Annotated in this window: 11 protein-coding genes and 2 pseudogenes; 8 read left to right on the top strand and 5 right to left on the bottom strand. The window is 41.7% G+C overall.

Going from position 1 to position 14,441, the window contains the following annotated elements:
* The first annotated feature begins 68 nt into the window (after positions 1–68).
* From JOC74_RS13095 to JOC74_RS13085, 3 genes are all read left to right on the top strand, one after another.
* On the top strand, positions 69–1,271 hold the full coding sequence (locus JOC74_RS13095) for an MFS transporter (protein ID WP_053604978.1): 1,203 nt from the start codon (positions 69–71) through the stop codon (positions 1,269–1,271).
* 35 nt (positions 1,272–1,306) lie between these two features.
* Positions 1,307–2,146 (top strand): aldo/keto reductase, encoded by an 840-nt coding sequence (locus JOC74_RS13090; RefSeq protein ID WP_053604977.1) that lies wholly within the window; start codon positions 1,307–1,309, stop codon positions 2,144–2,146.
* 69 nt (positions 2,147–2,215) lie between these two features.
* Positions 2,216–3,010 carry an SDR family NAD(P)-dependent oxidoreductase gene (locus tag JOC74_RS13085; protein WP_053604976.1) on the top strand — a complete coding sequence of 265 codons (795 nt, stop codon included), beginning with the start codon at positions 2,216–2,218 and terminating at the stop codon, positions 3,008–3,010.
* A gap of 14 nt (positions 3,011–3,024) precedes the next feature.
* Here the strand turns inward: JOC74_RS13085 and JOC74_RS13080 are convergent.
* The 3 genes and pseudogenes from JOC74_RS13080 to JOC74_RS13075 form a co-directional block, all read right to left on the bottom strand.
* Positions 3,025–3,537 (bottom strand): annotated as a pseudogene (locus JOC74_RS13080) (DinB family protein); the annotation flags it as partial.
* A gap of 33 nt (positions 3,538–3,570) precedes the next feature.
* Positions 3,571–4,146, bottom strand: a pseudogene (locus JOC74_RS23545) (type 1 glutamine amidotransferase family protein); the annotation flags it as partial.
* A gap of 57 nt (positions 4,147–4,203) precedes the next feature.
* Positions 4,204–5,178: a helix-turn-helix transcriptional regulator gene (locus JOC74_RS13075; protein WP_053604975.1), complete on the bottom strand. Its 975-nt coding sequence runs from the start codon at positions 5,176–5,178 to the stop codon at positions 4,204–4,206.
* Positions 5,179–5,521: 343 nt separating this feature from the next.
* Here JOC74_RS13075 and JOC74_RS13070 point away from each other — a divergent pair, with 343 nt between their 5' ends.
* A complete protein-coding gene (locus JOC74_RS13070; RefSeq protein WP_053604974.1) occupies positions 5,522–5,827 on the top strand; it encodes a hypothetical protein in 306 nt (101 codons plus the stop codon).
* A 288-nt stretch (positions 5,828–6,115) separates the two neighbouring features.
* The gene (locus tag JOC74_RS13065) at positions 6,116–6,541 is read left to right on the top strand and encodes a CBS domain-containing protein (protein WP_053604973.1); all 426 of its coding nucleotides are present in this window, start codon (positions 6,116–6,118) and stop codon (positions 6,539–6,541) included.
* A gap of 372 nt (positions 6,542–6,913) precedes the next feature.
* Here the strand turns inward: JOC74_RS13065 and yfmT are convergent, their stop codons facing one another.
* Positions 6,914–8,368 (bottom strand): benzaldehyde dehydrogenase, encoded by a 1,455-nt coding sequence (gene yfmT, locus JOC74_RS13060; RefSeq protein WP_211086168.1) that lies wholly within the window; start codon positions 8,366–8,368, stop codon positions 6,914–6,916.
* A gap of 189 nt (positions 8,369–8,557) precedes the next feature.
* Here yfmT and JOC74_RS13055 point away from each other — a divergent pair, with 189 nt between their 5' ends.
* Positions 8,558–8,908 carry a DUF952 domain-containing protein gene (locus JOC74_RS13055; RefSeq protein WP_053604971.1) on the top strand — a complete coding sequence of 117 codons (351 nt, stop codon included), beginning with the start codon at positions 8,558–8,560 and terminating at the stop codon, positions 8,906–8,908.
* Positions 8,909–9,192: 284 nt separating this feature from the next.
* Here the strand turns inward: JOC74_RS13055 and JOC74_RS13050 are convergent, their stop codons facing one another.
* Positions 9,193–11,268: a glycoside hydrolase family 32 protein gene (locus tag JOC74_RS13050; protein ID WP_082364160.1), complete on the bottom strand. Its 2,076-nt coding sequence runs from the start codon at positions 11,266–11,268 to the stop codon at positions 9,193–9,195.
* Between the two features lie 521 nt (positions 11,269–11,789).
* Here JOC74_RS13050 and JOC74_RS13045 point away from each other — a divergent pair.
* Complete coding sequence (locus JOC74_RS13045; RefSeq protein WP_053604970.1) at positions 11,790–12,764, top strand: ABC transporter substrate-binding protein; 975 nt, start codon at positions 11,790–11,792, stop codon at positions 12,762–12,764.
* Positions 12,765–12,864: 100 nt separating this feature from the next.
* On the top strand, positions 12,865–14,382 hold the full coding sequence (locus JOC74_RS13040; RefSeq protein ID WP_053606160.1) for a sugar ABC transporter ATP-binding protein: 1,518 nt from the start codon (positions 12,865–12,867) through the stop codon (positions 14,380–14,382).
* Positions 14,383–14,441: the final 59 nt, after the last annotated feature.

Below are 14,441 nucleotides of genomic sequence, written 5' to 3'. Positions count from 1 at the left end.
TCACTTGCGAGCTCATAGATGTACCCCCAATATTTTTTATCGTAAAACTAAAAGGAGGAGAAAGTCATATGACGATAGATAAAAAACGAAGCACACTGGCATTATTGGCGCTGGCAATCAGTGCATTTGCCATTGGTACAACAGAGTTCATCAGCGTTGGGCTCCTGCCGCTTATCTCTCAGGATATGCAAATTTCGGTAACGACAGCCGGTCTTACCGTTTCGTTATATGCCTTAGGCGTAACAGTTGGAGCACCTATTCTAACTGCCATGACATCCAATATGTCACGCAAGTCCTTATTATTATGGATAATGGTTGTTTTTATTATCGGAAACGGCATAGCGGCCAGTGCAACGAGCATCGGTGTCCTGCTGGCTGCCCGCGTGATCTCGGCATTATCTCACGGGATCTTTATGTCGATTGCCTCTACGATCGCGGCGAATCTGGTTCCTGAAAATCGCAGGGCGAGTGCGATTTCCATGATGTTTACCGGACTTACGGTTGCAACGGTGACCGGGGTGCCGATCGGAACATTTATCGGGCAGCAATCTGGCTGGAGAATGGCATTTCTGGCGATAGTTATCGTCGGCATCATTGCGTTCTTGGCAAACATCTTTCTTGTTCCGTCTCATTTACAGAAAGCAGCTCGTACAACTTTTGGCGATCAGCTAAAGCTGTTAACAAACGGCCGTCTGCTGCTAGTATTTATCATTACGGCTTTAGGCTATGGGGGAACATTTGTCGTCTTTACGTATTTATCACCATTGCTTCAAGAGATTACAGGATTTCAGGAAGGAACGGTGGCAGCGATCTTGCTTGTATATGGAATTGCGATTGCCATTGGGAACATGGTCGGGGGACGACTTGCGAATCAAAAGCCGATTACAGCTTTATTTTATATGTTTATCATTCAAGCAATCGTCCTATTCATTTTGACGTTCACCGTTCCATTTAAAGCTGCCGGACTGATTACAATCATTTTTATGGGATTATTTGCTTTCATGAATGTGCCCGGGCTGCAGGTGTATGTTGTCATTCTGGCTGAGCGGTTTGTCCCGAGTGCCGTTGATGTGGCATCGGCCATTAATATTGCGGCTTTTAACGCGGGAATTGCTATTGGCTCGTATTTAGGCGGGGCAATTACAGATTCGATCGGACTTATTCATACAGCTTGGATCGGCGGCTTAATGGTATCAGGTGCTGTTATTTTAACAGGAGTCAGCCGTTTTCTCGAAACGAAGGACCAACTTACAGTCGCAGTTAAATCATAATTCATACAAAACATTTTTGGGAGGATCATTTACTAATGAAACATTTACAAGATACAGTAACATTGCATAACGGTGTGAAAATGCCAGGCATCGGACTTGGTGTATTTAAAGTAGAAGAAGGTGATGAGCTAATTTCTGCAGTAAAGACAGCCATCGTCCATGGCTATCGCAGCATAGATACTGCCGCAATTTACGGAAATGAAGAAGGAGTCGGCAAAGGGATCCGTGAAGGGATCAAAGCAGCCGGCCTCTCAAGAGAAGACGTGTTTATCACATCAAAGGTTTGGAACGCTGATTTAGGATACGAAGCTACGCTCAAAGCCTATGAAACAAGTTTAGAAAAGCTTGGCACAGGGTATTTAGATTTGTATCTTATACATTGGCCGGTAGAAGGGAAATATAAAGAGGCGTGGAAGGCGCTCGAGACACTTTATAAAGAAGGTCGTGTCAAAGCGATTGGAGTCAGCAATTTCCAAATTCATCACCTTGAGGAATTGATGAAGGATGCGGAAATCAAGCCGGTGGTGAATCAAGTGGAATATCATCCGCGATTAACGCAAAAAGAAATTCAAGCGTTTTGCAGGGCAAACGATATTCAGCTGGAAGCATGGTCGCCACTAATGCAAGGCGAGTTGCTCGATCAAGAGCTTCTGCAAACAATCGCAGAAAGCCATGGTAAATCTGTCGCGCAAATCATTCTGCGCTGGGATATCCAGAATGGAGTAGTTACAATTCCCAAATCAACAAAAGAGCATCGAATCGTTGAAAATGCATCGGTATTCGATTTTGAATTGACGCCAGAGGAAATGGAACAAATTGATGGATTGAATCAAAATCTTCGAGTAGGCCCAGACCCAGATGATTTTGACTTTTAAAAAATAGATAACTCCTCTTTCAAAGAAGAGGAGTTATCTCCCTATACATAGGATTAGGAGGTTTTTATCATGGATTTAAGCTTAAACGGAAAAAAAGCATTCGTTACAGGTTCTACATCCGGAATTGGAAAGGCAATCGCCGCGTCATTGGCAAAAGAAGGCGCCGAAGTCATTATCAATGGACGCCGGCAGGAAAAAATTAAACAAACGATTGATGAAATCCTGAAAGAGTCTCCTGATGCGGTTCTTCACGAGGCAGAAGCCGATCTCGGAACAGAGGAAGGCTGCCAAAAGGTCATGGAAGAATATCCCGAGGTAGATATCCTAATTAATAATCTGGGAATATTTGAGCCTGCGGAATATTTTGAAATCCCGGATGAAGAATGGTTCAAAATGTTTGAAGTCAACATTATGAGCAGTGTGAGATTGACTCGCCAATACTTAAAAGAGATGATTCGTAAAAAGGAAGGGAGAGTCATCTTTATCGCAAGTGAAGCTGCTATTATGCCATCTCAGGAAATGGCGCATTACAGTGCAACCAAGACGATGCAGCTCTCACTTTCCAGAAGCTTGGCAGAGCTGACGAAAGGAACGAATGCAACGGTCAATACCGTCATGCCAGGCTCCACATTAACAGAAGGGGTAGAGTCGATGTTAAATACCCTTTATGAAAATGAAGACCTGACGATTGAAGAAGCAGAGAAGAAGTTTATGGAAGAGAATCGCCCGACTTCCATTATTCAAAGACTCATTCGTCCGGAAGAGATCGCCCATCTTGTCACCTTTGTCAGCAGTCCGCTTTCGTCAGCCGTCAATGGAGCTGCATTGCGCGTTGACGGAGGATTGGTACCTACCGTCTTTTAAAATAAGCTTGAAGATCAGTGAGGCTGATCTTCAAGTTTTTTTGTCTCAAACAAATAAAACGCAAAATCGGTTGGCACCCCCGGATGTCCCAACTGCCGGAGCATGGCTGTGATATTTCCCCGATGGTAGGTGCCATGATTGACAACATGCTGAACAAGCTCAGAGTGGCTTGCCTTTAAGGTTCCATAGCGAGGGTGGCTGTAAGAAGCGATCGTTTCCATATCTCCTGCCTGATGAAAGAATTCCTGAAAGCGTTCAGTTAAATTTTCATACAGCTTTTCCATTTCTTCAAGACTTACTCCCTTCGTCTCTTCTATCCACAAGTCTCTCATTCGAACCGTTTCGTCAAAGCTGTGACCAGACAGAACGAACAGCCACACATTATCGACGAGATAAATATGAGCTGCAGCGTCAGAAATGGAAGGAAACACACTTTGTATTTCTTGCGTGTAAATATCACGAGGGAGTTCATTTAAGTGTTTGAAAACTTTGCGGTTTGCCCATACATGGTAATCGTAATGCTGTAAGGAGTGGTCGGTTGAAGTTCCTTCAGTCTCTTGAGGGTATAACCCTTTTTTAAATACCGCATACCATTCATCTAACTGCTCGCTCTTCATGACGCCTAATTGATCTAAAATCAGCTTTGAAAATTCCAATGCGGCAGTTTCGTTCGCTGTAATGATGTTGCCGTCGCAAATGGCCTGTGCATCGATATAGTTTTCATCCCCGCGGTAATTCGGCGCATTCTGCTTTAAATAAGATAATGTGTACCCTGTATGCTTATTGTTATCGAGAAAACCGTATTTCGCTAAAAACGTCCCCGCATCACAAATCGCTGCGACCGGAATGTTATGTTTCAGGCATTCTTCTATCAAATCTTTTGCCTTATGATTTCTTTCATTCCTCCAATCGTTTCCGCCAGGGAGAATGAACATGGCTACGTTTGAGACATTAGCAAAATCCTTTAGGGAATAGTCAGGAAGAACACGTAATCCGCCCATCGATTGCTTCGGCTCTGTATCGATTGCAATCGTCTTTATTTGATAATCGGTATGCGGCTGATTCAGTTCTGCCATCACATAAGAAGCTTCCCAATCTGCAAACCCGTCAGTAAGAAAAACCAATACTTCTTTCATTATTATCCCTCCTCAGATTTTGATCCCATTGTAATACAACTTGACTGTCAAAAACGGTCAGTGAAGTTCAAGTGTTTGATAATAAGTTAACAATTCAGACGCCGCTTCTATTAATTTTTCTTTCACCAGCTGCGGCTCAAGCACCTGAATCGATTTCCCGTATGATAGCAGGATGAAAGGGGCGTAGTGAACGGCCATGTCTTTTTCAAGCACAAAGCAAATCATATGCTCTGATCGTTCGATAATCATATGGCCGAACAGCCAGTGACTGGCTAAATCATTGATGGCTGGCTGATTTCCTTGAATTCGGATCGGGATGAGCTGCTCTTTGTTCTCAGGGTCGGGCAGCAGATTTTTAAGAAAGAATGTTCTTGCTGAAAAGTCTTTCGGCCGTTCGAATTCGGCATCTGTCCGTGAAAGCCCCTGAATGCGATCGACTCGAAACGTTCGAATGTCTTCCCGCAGGTGGCAATAGGCAACCGAATACCAGCTGTTTTTCCAATGAACGAGTCCATATGGATCAATATGCCGGATTTTTATAGATTCCTCATTCTTAGTCTGATACTCCATGCGAAGTGTATAGCCATCGGCTGCCGACAGCTCAAGCTCTTGAAGGACGGCTTCCAATGATGGATCAACAGGAGCCGTTATAACCTCAAATCCTTCCTCGTGGCGGTGGATTTTGTTTAATTGTTCAGGATTGGTATACTTTTTTAATTTTGAAATGGCTTGCTGCAGGGATTCGCCAAACGGATATCCGGCTTCTTTCGCAAAGGCGGCTGCATGAATGAGAGCCTTCTGTTCATTTGTATCAAAAAACAACGGAATGTCAGTAAAGTCATGAAGCAGACTATAGCCCCCGTTATGGCCGGAGTCTGCTATAATTGGCACGCCGCTTGCGCATAAGGCATCGATATAACGGTACACCGTACGAATATTAATTTCTAAGGCATTTGCGATCTGCTTTGCCGTCACTCGTTTCCGCTCTTTTAGCATCCACAAAATTGAAAGCATATTGTCTGCTTTGGACATCCGTCAATTTCCTTTCCTATCAGAATACTTTTTCTCTATTTTCTATTCCGCATCTTGATAGTAAATTCCTTTTTTCTCTGGTTTGCAAAATGAAAGACGCTGGGATGTTCCAGCGTCAGCGTTTATCCATGTTTCAGTAATAAATTTTTACAAAGGGATGAAGACATATAAGCTTTATTATCCGTAACTCATTTGCTATAATATGGTAATAAAATAGAGGAAACAAGACTATAAAGGTTGGGGAAAGCTTGCAGGGTATATGGGTCTCAAATGCATCATTTTTATCGTAAAACATTCCTTTGTCTAATGGATTAGAAGAATGATTTACTTTTGAAAAATTACAATGAATATTTTGATGAAGAGAAGTGAGGTCGCAGATGAAAAAATGGATTTTTCTAAGCGCTTTAATTGTCACGGGACTTTTTTTGCAACAGGGGTTAGTGGTGAATTTGTTAGAGCTGAAGACCACAATCTTGACCCAATAGGGGATAAAATGGGTTGGCAAGAGGGCAATCCAAATGAAGACCCGGTTGTTGCAAATGATGGTTTAGAAGACGGAGTTAATGATCAGTCTTCTGTGAATATGAAGATAACTAAAGTATCGGATGATATACTTTCCCCCCAAGGATTTGGAAAGTTCGGTGAATGAGTGAACGAACGGCCGAATACCTTAATATATAAATGATCAGTCGAATTTCTTTTGTAGATAATATAAGAAAGTCCTTTTCTAAGCTTATTAAAACAATTGAATCCTCAACTTCTTGACCTGAAGTTGGGGATTATTTCTTTGGGTAACAGATCTTTGTTTCGTTTAAGCACTAATTATTTTTGAGTTTGTTTTTGGATATAGGGATCACCAAATTGGAAGTGTTTTATAAGAGATAGAATGGGTATTAAATAAAATAAGAAACTAAAAAATAATGAGGGAGGAATTATCATGAAAGTTGCTGAAGTCATGACAGCCGATGTTGATTGTTGTACTCCTGAAAATTCTTGTACCGAAGCAGCGGTGAAAATGAAAGACCTTGATGTAGGAGTAATTCCAATATGTGAAAACGAAAAATTATTGGGGATCATAACGGATCGCGATATAGTCGTAAAAGGATTAGCAAACAACCTTTCTGGTGAATCTAGTATTTCTAAATTAATGACAAATGATGTTGTGAGTGGAACCAAAGAAATGTCAGTTGAAGAAGCTGCCAATATAATGTCCCAGCATCAAATTCGTCGACTTCCTATTGTGGAAAATGACAAATTAGTCGGTATCGTTTCTCTTGGTGATTTAGCTGTAAGTCATCAGTCGGATGAAAAATCCGGAAAAACCCTTGAAAATATTTCAGTACCAGCTGAACCCAACAAATAAAACACTTCTCCAAAAGCGCAGTGGACCAGACCGATTTATTTTGACATTAGATCATTTTCATTTTTTGGGAATGTGTGTAGTTGTAGTTCTACCCCTAACTAATTTTACTTTCCAAACAATTTCGTAATACATCCACGTTTAATTGATTGTTGTGAACCTCTCTAACTAAATCATAGATTTTAATGAAGCATCCCTTATCTTTGATACAACTCCAAAATTAAAACAGCTTCTGAGTCTGGAAGCTGTTTTGTTATTGCCAACAACTCACAGTACGATAATGAGTCGATTGATTATACGTGTGATTTTATTTCATCCTTGCTAAGGACCACATCAATGTTTCACCGATGATTCCTCATCATACGGATTGTCCTTTTAATATGGAAAGCTTCTCTGATCATAATTCACTGAAATCCATTTTAACGTCGTAAATTCCTCTAAACTCCATTCACCGTTCAAACGGCCAAGTCCTGATTGTTTTACACCGCCGAATGCCACGATCGGTTCATCGTTTATCGTGATATCATTTACATGAATCATCCCTGTATGTATCTTCTTAGCCATTTCTACTCCGCGGTTGAGATCACCTGTATGAATGGCTTCACTCAATCCATATTCTGTATCATTAGCCAACAAAATAGCTTCTTCCTCTGATTCGAATGGTACAACATACACAACAGGCCCAAATAATTCTTCCTGAGCTATCTGCATATCTGGTGTAACATCGGTTAAAATCGTGGGTTCAACGATAGTTCCGGAAATATTTCCTTTAAGTACAGCTTTTGCTCCTTGCTCCAGCCCTCGATTAATTTGCAATTGAAGATTTACTGCCTGTCTTTCATTCATCACCGGACCGATAACCGTCTCAGGATCTCTAGGATCTCCAACCTTAAGCGAAGCTACCTTAGCTTTGTACTTCTCGATAAATTCCTCATAAATTCTTTTATGAACAAAAATACGGTTTGCAGACATACAAATTTGTCCCTGGTGGGTAAAGCGGCTGAATGTTGCTGCATTTACCGCGTAATCAATATCTGCATCATCCAAAATGATAAATGCGCTGTTTCCGCCTAACTCTAATAGCGGCTTTTTAAAGTTCTTAACTGCCAGCTGACCAATATGACTTCCGACCTTCGTGGAACCAGTAAAGGATATAACTCTTGGAATCGGATGCTCAACAAATGCATCCCCAATCTCATCGATATCTGTTACCACAACATTTAATAACCCCTTTGGAATGCCAGCCTCTTCAAAAATTTTCGCAATCAGGGTTCCTCCAGTAATCGGTGTTTCTTCATGCGGCTTTAACACAACGCCATTTCCCGCACCTAATGCAGGCGCAACCGATTTAACCGATAGGAAAAACGGGAAATTAAACGGGCTGATTACGCCTACCACACCAACCGGAGTACGATATAATCGATTCTCTTTCCCATCCTCAATTGAAGGTAATATTTTTCCTTCTATCCGTAAAGGAAAGGTAGCCGCTTCCTTAATCATATTTTTAACCAAACCGATTTCAAAGGCAGCCTTTAACCTAGTTCCACCTAACTCATCCATAATAATGTTGGCAATATCCTCTTCGTTATCATCGATGTAGCTAACAGCCTTCTCGAGAATATCACGCTTTTGATAAGGATTAACTTTATCCCAATCTTCCTTCGCTTTTAAAGCCGCTTTATAAGATAAATCAACGTCATCTACATTCGCCATTGTAAATGCTGCTAAAACCTCTCCATTATAAGGATTGATGTCGGAAAGCCTGCTCTCGCTCTGACCATCCCTCCAGATTCCGTCTATGTATTGCTTGGAAAGTGATTGAATATTCATTTTTAAATCCTCCTGTAAATTTGGATTTATTATTGATAGTAATAGTAATGTGTCAGCCTCCAATATTACATTTTCGACATTGTACAATAAACTCCTTGCGATGTCGTTAAAACAATGAGAAAATTATGTAAATTTTTTCTAATTTTAGTGGTGATAATTTAATTATGATTATCAAGGGAGGAATTAAGATTGATACTGCATATTGTTGATAATGAAGAATGGTTAAAAGCGAAAGATAAGGGTATTTATGCTCCCTCAAGTTTAGAAAGTGATGGTTTTATACATTGTTCTACAAAAGAGCAAGTAATTGAAGTAGCTAATTTTTTATTTAAGGGACATACTGGTCTGGTACTTTTGTGTATAGACTCAAATAAAGTCAAAGCTAAGATTATTTACGAAGATTTATATGAGACAGGAAAATTATATCCACATATTTATGGTTCATTACATGCGGATGCCGTATTTAAAGTAATTAATTTTGAGCTTAAAAAAGATGGGACTTTTAATTTTCCTAAAGAAATAGATGATATTGCTCTTTAGCTGTGTTGTATTTGAATGAATAAGCTTTAGTAATACCATGAATTTTTGTTTTCCAGCTGCATATCAATTCACCACATTACAAGCAGTAAGCCCCCCACCTCGAAAGACTTTAGGTTATCCTAAAGATGTCTAGGTGGGGGGCGGGCTGCCCGTAAAAGTTAGGATTGGCTTAACCAAACTTGTCAGTGGGGGACGAATGTACGAAGGCTAGTTACTCAGGCATCCTGTGCGGGGGCCTGCACTAGCACATCCTATTTCGTCGAAGCCCCCACTGAAGGTTCACTTTATTTCTTCGGATAGGTATTCACGTTTTGAAAGGTACTCGTTCCGTTCCAGACATTTAAGCCGAAATAACCGGAAGAGAGCGAATTATCTTTGGTTCGGATCGCTAATTGATCATTAAAATGCACCTTTATTTCTTTACCCTCTGTAGTGACTTTTAAGTGATTTGTCGTTTCAGGATCAATTTTAGCGGGATACGTAGCTAAAATTGATGCTTCACCGTCCACTTTTTTCCAAAGTTTCACCATCTGTCCGGGTTGATCAATTGTTGCGACATACGCATTTTTGGCTGTTTTGTCAGAGCGGAACACGAGGCCTCCAGCACCTTGATTTCCTATCTTTACATCTGTTTCGTACGTGAAATCTTTTCCTCTTGAATCTGCTAGTTTAAAAGAGTCGACTGTATCGCTGCCTTGTGTCCCCGAAATGGTATCTGCCCATCGGCCATTTAACGCTTCCCATCCGCTCAGATTTGAATGAAACAAACTGTTACCCCATATGCGGTTAAGCGGATAGACATGAAGGGACTCAAGGGTTACGTCCCCGTCGCTTGAGAAGAGCTCTATCCCGTCACTTGACCCCTTAGGAAAAATTTGATCCGTAATGGATACTTGACCGTCATTGCCGAAGAGTTCAACGGATGAACGATCGACGAGAATACGCATTTTCACATGTCCATCAACGGGTTCTAACGGCGCTTCATGAACTTTGGCAAATTGATCATTAAAATAACTTTCTCCTGAGAAAGAACGGTCGAGATAAATTGTCTTCTTCTCATTGTTATATCCAATCGAAGTTGCTTGATCATCGCCTTTTCGTACCCTGAAACCGAATGCCTTTGAAGTTGTCATTTCGTCTACCTTAAAGTCGGCAACGAGCTCAACTGTATCACCTTTTGCATTCGCCAAAAAATTGGTGTTCGGCTTGATCACTTGAGATGGATATGATTTTTCTTTGCCGCGAAGCGTCTCCAATTCTTGAATCGGTGATTGAACCAGCTTAACCTCGCCATTTTGGGACGTTTTTAATTCAAGCTTTCTCGGAACGGTCATTGCACTTCTCCAAGCAGATGTCGGAGTATCATTTGCATACTTCCAGTTGCTCATCCAGGCAATCATGGTACGGTATTGATCGTTGTTCGGCGCGTTTTCCCATGTGACGCCAGCGTAAAAGTCAGCACCGTAATCGATCCACTCGGCTTCCGGTTTATCAGGTGTGAATGTCTTGCCGTCAAAAGTTCCGACGTAATACTCCATCCCTGAGCCGCCGGCAATCGCTCCATCTCCCAAGCTGGTTGTCAAAACCCACTTCTGCTTATCTTTTTCTCCGTCAACCGGGAGAGGGAAAAGTTCAGGACATTCCAATAGTGTTGCTCCGCTCGCGTTTTGCGGCTTATATTCACTCGCGAATGACCAATCCTTTAAGTTTGGTGACGTATACAGCATCACTTTATCTTTAGCCGCTAAAGGCATAATCCATGATTTTGTTTCTTCGTGCCAAAAGACTTTCGGATCACGCCAATCCGGATCAGGAAAGTCTTTCATAATCGGATTGCCTTCATATTTTGTCCATGTGTTTCCGTCATCCGTGCTGTAGGCCAAGCTCTGGACTTGATGGCCATCTTTGTTTTGCGTGTATAAGGCAACGAGTGCATCCTTGCCAAATCCGCTTGTATTGTTGTGATCAACAACAATACTGCCAGAGAAGATGTCTCCATTATGATCCGGAGTAAATGCAACGGGACGATGCTCCCAATGGACAAGGTCTTTACTTACTGCATGTCCCCAATGCATTGGTCCCCATTTCGCATCGTAAGGATGGTACTGATAAAACAAATGGTATTCACCCTTATGGAAAACCATTCCATTCGGATCGTTCATCCAGTTTGCCTCTGGTGAATAATGGAATTGAGGCCGGTACAGCTCGTTATAATAACTGTTAGCTTGAACTGGTGGTTTAGTTACATTATCATTTTGCTGTGCTTCTTGCTTGGGTTTTACTATATAATAAGTGGTTATGCCAGAAGCGATACACAGCACAAAGACGAGTGAAAAGATGAATATCTTTTTCTTATTCATGCAGTCTCCTGTCTCCTTTAATCATTTTTATTTAATAAATTAGAATTCTAGCATCCTTCTCTATTATTACGCAAGAATCGAAATTTTTTACACCTAAAATTCTGAAAAATTTAAGTATACTAAAATATTACTCCTACTAAAAGGCTAAACCATAAAAACCTTGATAAAAAGAAGTATTATTTCCCAATCAGCCATTGTACTTATTGTATCAACGCCTTTACCGATTCATATAATAACTCAAATTTTATTTTATTGAAATTGACAGAGGTATTTAGTCCCGTTTTTTATGAAAAAGAATTGTTAAAATATATTGACAATTATTGAAAACGCTTTATAATCAAAATCAATCAATACCATTCACTCAAATAATCATTAACGGTCATTTTCGTTCAAAGTGAGTGGTGGAGAAACAATCAGTGGAGGTGAGGGGGGCCAGCTGCACATTGGGCTTTTCTTTATAATATTAATGAAAGCGCTAACAAAGGGGATCAAATTTTATTAACGATGGGGGATAAACAACAATGAAAAAGACTTTAAGATTTGCTTTGGCTGTAATGATGACTTTCATATTACTTTTATTAGGTGCATGCAGTATGGAGGAGCCTACGTCTGGAGGCAGTGAAAACAAAGAAGGCGGAGAAGGAGATCAAATGGTTATCGGCTTGACGGTCGGAACACTTGCAAACCCTTTTTTCGTATCGATGGCTGACGGTGCGAAAAAAGCAGGTGAAGAAATGGGTGCCAAGGTCATCGCTGAAAGCGCCGATTATGATTTGGCAAAGCAAACGACACAAATCGAAAACTTCATTACTAAGAAAGTGGACTTAATTCTATTAAATGCAGTTGATTCAAAAGGAATCGCGGGCGCTGTGGCTCAAGCTAAATCTGCAGGAATTCCGGTGATTGCCGTGGATGTTGATGCAGAAGGCGGAGTAGATGCAACAATTACGTCTGATAACTATCAAGCTGGTAAACTCGCAGGGGAATATGTCGTGAAGGAGCTTGGCGGCAAAGGCAAGATTGCAATCATCGATGGACCGCCCGTTTCAGCCGTAACGGACAGGATTAAAGGGTTTGAAGAAGCCATCAAGGATTCTGGTATCGAAGTTGTAGCGAAACAAAATGGTGAAGGCAGCAGAGAAAAAGCGCTTACAGTAACAGAAAATATTCTTGAAGCGAATCCAAAAGGGTCATTGGATGCCATCTTTGCTATCAACGACCCTGAAGCGCTGGGCGTCCAAATTGCTCAAGAACAAGCGGGACGGCAGGATGAATTCTTTATTGTCGGAGTAGACGGAGCTCCGGAAGCAATAGATGCAATGAAAAAAGAAGGCAGTACGATTGCCGCAACATCCGCACAGCATCCAGATGAAATTGTGAAAGAAGCAATCGAAATCGGTCAAAAGATCAAAGACGGAGAGAAAGTCGAAGGTTTGATCAAGGTTCCGGTTGACCTTGTCACCCAGGATAATTTGGATTCTTATAAAGGCTGGTAAGAGAAATAAGGAACATACAGTCCGCTTATCGGACTGTATGTTCTAACAAAAGGAGGAAGATCTGGTGGGAAGCGAGCAGGTATTCATTGATGCAGGAGAAATGCCGCGGCCTGTACTTGAAATGAAGAACATCAGCAAAACTTTTTCAAGTGTCAAGGTGCTAAAAGACGTAAAAATATCCCTATATCCCGGTGAAGTCCATGCGCTGATGGGGGAAAACGGAGCCGGAAAGTCGACTTTGATGAAGATTTTAGGCGGGATATACACTCCGGATGCAAATGGAGAAATTGTATATAAGGACTCACCCATTGAGTGGAAATCGCCGCTAGAAGCAAGAAACAAAGGGATCAGTGTCATCCATCAGGAGCTGAATCTTTCACCCAACCTAACCATTAGTGAAAATATATTAATGGGTACCAAATTTCCGAAAAAAACCTTTGGGATAGTCGATTGGGAAAAGGTTCATGAGAAAGCGGGAAGCATTCTGCGCTCCATGGGCTCAAGCTTAAACCCCAAGACGCTTGTTTCCAAGCTGAGTGTCGCGGAGCAGCAGGTGGTGGAAATTGCGAGAGCTTTGTCCTTCAAGGCAGAGGTGCTGATAATGGATGAACCGACGGCATCTTTATCTGATAAAGAAATAAATAAATTATTTACGATCATCGAAGATTTGAAGAAGCAAGGGGTAGCTATTATTTATATTTCGCATCGGATGGATGAAATCTTCAAAATATCCGATCGTTTTACTGTTTTACGTGACGGGGATTGGATCGCAAGCGGACCAATCGAAGAAACCAACCCGGAGCATCTGGTCAAATTAATGGTCGGAAGGGACCTGAAGGATCTATTCAAGCGCCAAACGCGCAAGCAGGCCACCGGTAAAAGGGTAACAAACAAACCTGTACTTGAACTTCGGAATGTAACCGATCAAACATTTGTACAGGATGTTTCTTTTCAAGTATATCCCGGGGAAATCGTCGGGATCGCGGGATTGGTGGGTGCGGGAAGAACAGAGCTTGTCCGCGCGATTTTTGGCGCTGCTTCCCTTAAGAGCGGAGAAATCCTCGTTGATGGGCAGCCGGTTCATATCCGAAACCCAATCGATGCGATCAAAAATGGAATTGCCCACGTGCCGGAAAGCCGGAAGGAGCAGGGGCTATTTCTGGATATGTCAGTGAAAGAAAACCTCATCATGACAGAAATGAGCAGCTTTTCTAAATTTGGAATGCTGAGCTGGAGGCAAGCAGGAAGCGCAGCAGGAAAGCACATTCAAAATCTAGGGGTAAAAGTAGCTAATCCTGAATTGCCGGTATCTTCATTAAGCGGTGGAAACCAGCAAAAAGTCGTCATTGCCAAATGGCTTTCGATTCATCCAAAGGTCCTCCTTCTTGATGAGCCAACCCGCGGTGTCGATATCGGGGCGAAAACCGAAATCCACAAAATCATCAGCGGTTTGGCCGAGCAGGGATTGGCTGTCTTGATGATATCGTCTGAACTGCCGGAGGTACTTGGAGTCAGTGACCGGATTCTCGTTATGAGTGAAGGACGTTTAACCGGTGAGCTCCAGCGAGAAGAGGCAACACAAGAGAAGATCATGCACTATGCGACAGGAGGCAAATAACAAATGAAACTAGGATCGGAAGCATCATTACAAAAATCACAGGCAGGATGGAGAGTCGT

The organism is Bacillus capparidis, from assembly GCF_017832095.1.
Classification (GTDB): Bacteria; Bacillota; Bacilli; order Bacillales; family Bacillaceae; genus Bacillus; species Bacillus gobiensis.
Note: the sequence above shows the minus strand (reverse complement) of the source record. Positions and strands in the feature narration are given on the sequence as shown.

Bases quoted from the DNA above. Each gene is read 5' to 3' on its own strand.
- JOC74_RS13095 (WP_053604978.1), top strand. From the start codon at position 69: ATGACGATAGATAAAAAACGAAGCACACTGGCATTATTGGCGCTGGCA.
- JOC74_RS13065 (WP_053604973.1), top strand. From the start codon at position 6,116: ATGAAAGTTGCTGAAGTCATGACAGCCGATGTTGATTGTTGTACTCCT.
- JOC74_RS13045 (WP_053604970.1), top strand. From the start codon at position 11,790: ATGAAAAAGACTTTAAGATTTGCTTTGGCTGTAATGATGACTTTCATA.
- JOC74_RS13075 (WP_053604975.1), bottom strand. From the start codon at position 5,178: ATGTCCAAAGCAGACAATATGCTTTCAATTTTGTGGATGCTAAAAGAG.
- JOC74_RS13050 (WP_082364160.1), bottom strand. From the start codon at position 11,268: ATGAATAAGAAAAAGATATTCATCTTTTCACTCGTCTTTGTGCTGTGT.
- yfmT (WP_211086168.1), bottom strand. From the start codon at position 8,368: ATGAATATTCAATCACTTTCCAAGCAATACATAGACGGAATCTGGAGG.
- JOC74_RS13085 (WP_053604976.1), top strand. From the start codon at position 2,216: ATGGATTTAAGCTTAAACGGAAAAAAAGCATTCGTTACAGGTTCTACA.
- JOC74_RS13070 (WP_053604974.1), top strand. From the start codon at position 5,522: ATGAATATTTTGATGAAGAGAAGTGAGGTCGCAGATGAAAAAATGGAT.
- JOC74_RS13040 (WP_053606160.1), top strand. From the start codon at position 12,865: ATGCCGCGGCCTGTACTTGAAATGAAGAACATCAGCAAAACTTTTTCA.
- JOC74_RS13090 (WP_053604977.1), top strand. From the start codon at position 1,307: ATGAAACATTTACAAGATACAGTAACATTGCATAACGGTGTGAAAATG.